This window comes from Devosia sp. (assembly GCF_017307565.1).
Taxonomy (GTDB): domain Bacteria; phylum Pseudomonadota; class Alphaproteobacteria; order Rhizobiales; family Devosiaceae; genus Devosia.
Map to the genome: position 1 here is coordinate 1 of NZ_JAFKHD010000258.1, position 1,027 is coordinate 1,027.

Sequence of the window (1,027 nt, forward strand, 5' to 3'; positions counted from 1 at the left end):
GTGGCGATGTCATATTCGTGGATGCAGGCGCGGTCTTCTTCGGCCGCCATGCCGGCATCGCCGATATTGCTCAGCGAGCCGACGGCGACATAAATCTTGCTGCCGTCCTTGCTGGCGATGAGATTGCGCGTCCAGTGACCGCCCGGGATCAGGTCCATCAGCTTTGTGCCGGGGGTGGTGATCTTGGTGGCCGAGGGATCGTAGGGGTAGGCAAGCAGGGCATCGCTGGCGCCGACATAGAGGGTCGAGCCGATCAGCACCATGCCGTAAGGCTGGCGGACGTTCTCGATATAGGCGTGGCGGATTTCGGCGACGCCATCACCATCGGCGTCGCGCAGCAGCGTGACGCGGTTGGGGCTGGTGCCGGAAGCGCGGGCGCGCTGCATGGTCACCGACATGGCGTGATCGAAAAGCGAGCTCGGCTTGCCCGATTCACCCATGGATTCAGCAACCAGCACGTCGCCATTGGGCAGGACATAGACCTGGCGCGGGTGATCCAGGCCGGCGGCAAAGGCGTTGACCTTGAGGCCTGGCGCGGCGGTCGGCGTGTGATTGCCTTCCCAGCCCTTGGCGGTCGGCATTTTCAGGGTCGGAATGCTGCCCTGCGCCTTGGGCGCGGGAATGTTGGGCGTGCCGCCATAGACCGGCGGCCGCGGACCATCGCCCGAGTGACGAATGGCAACGGCAACGGCGCCGATGGCGGCAACGATCTGGGCGAAGATGGAATTGGCTGACATGGGCGGTCTCGTCGAGCATGTATGGAACCGAAGCGGCCATCTTCTTATCACGACAGCATTTCAGCGAAAGCGGGAATCCCGGTTTTCTGGCGTTAAAGCCTGCGGGGCGCCTAGTTGTTCGCGGAGAGGGGCTGAGGTGTGATCGTTTCGAGGCACCAACGCAGCGTGATGTCCCCGCCGCCTTCGGCAACGATGCCGCAATTGCCCTGCACGAGGAAATCGCGCGCCTGCATGCTGACGGAGAGCCTGGTGCCCGAAAGGTCGGCCTCGAGCGTCAGCCGGTCGCCGTC

The 1,027-nt window shown here is 64.2% G+C and carries 1 protein-coding gene and 1 pseudogene; both read right to left on the bottom strand.

Features of this window, described 5'->3' with window-relative positions; all coding sequences use genetic code 11:
* Positions 1–737: pseudogene (locus tag J0I64_RS08300) on the bottom strand (sorbosone dehydrogenase family protein); the annotation flags it as partial.
* A gap of 110 nt (positions 738–847) precedes the next feature.
* Positions 848–1,027 (bottom strand): hypothetical protein (locus tag J0I64_RS08305; RefSeq protein WP_291407120.1); only part of this gene is annotated, 180 nt, incomplete at its 5' end.